General features: G+C 38.3%; 1 protein-coding gene. It reads left to right on the top strand.

The window, feature by feature from the left end; translation table 11 throughout:
- The first annotated feature begins 131 nt into the window (after nucleotides 1-131).
- A complete protein-coding gene (locus RW114_RS21145) occupies nucleotides 132-302 on the top strand; it encodes an ATP-binding domain-containing protein (RefSeq protein WP_422614860.1) in 171 nt (56 codons plus the stop codon).
- The last annotated feature ends 280 nt before the right edge of the window (nucleotides 303-582 follow it).

Here is a 582-nt window from a genome sequence, read left to right as displayed (position 1 = left end):
TAGCTGAAGCCGCTCTCAATGAGGATTTTGATAGGGTTTGCCCCAAACCCGGCAACCCCTCGAAAAATTCGTTGGTGGCCGTATTGCTACGCATGGTGGCTTGATGATTTTTTAGGAAACTTCAGTTTCCTATCCTTAGCCAACATTTTAAAATGCTTTATCGTAATCTTATTTATACGGGATTAACGAGGGCTAAGACTTTAGCGGTTTTTGTTGGCACAAGAAAAGCCTTGTCCATGGCGATAAGACAACAGGATGTTGGCCAGAGGCAGACGGCTTTAGAGGCCTTGATAAAGGCGTAAGTCATTAGGCCAGAAATTAAAACCGGCAATCTGAAAAATATCTACAGCCGATATAATCCTGATCAACTTTTATACCTCGAAAAGTGCTCCGGATTTCAAGTGTATGGTTATATTCATTGTTGGCGCTGATTGAAAATTAACCATTTATAGACTTCCAGAAAATTAATTTCCAAAACAGTAAAAAACTCCTTTGAAGATATACTTATTTCTACTGAAAAAACTTAAAGGAGCACTTAAAATCATAACGCTAAGCTTTTCGAATTCAATTGTACAAAAACTG

Origin of the sequence: Methylobacter svalbardensis (assembly GCF_037671525.1) — a bacterium.
Classification (GTDB): Bacteria; Pseudomonadota; Gammaproteobacteria; order Methylococcales; family Methylomonadaceae; genus Methylobacter_A; species Methylobacter_A svalbardensis.
Note: the sequence above shows the minus strand (reverse complement) of the source record. Positions and strands in the feature narration are given on the sequence as shown.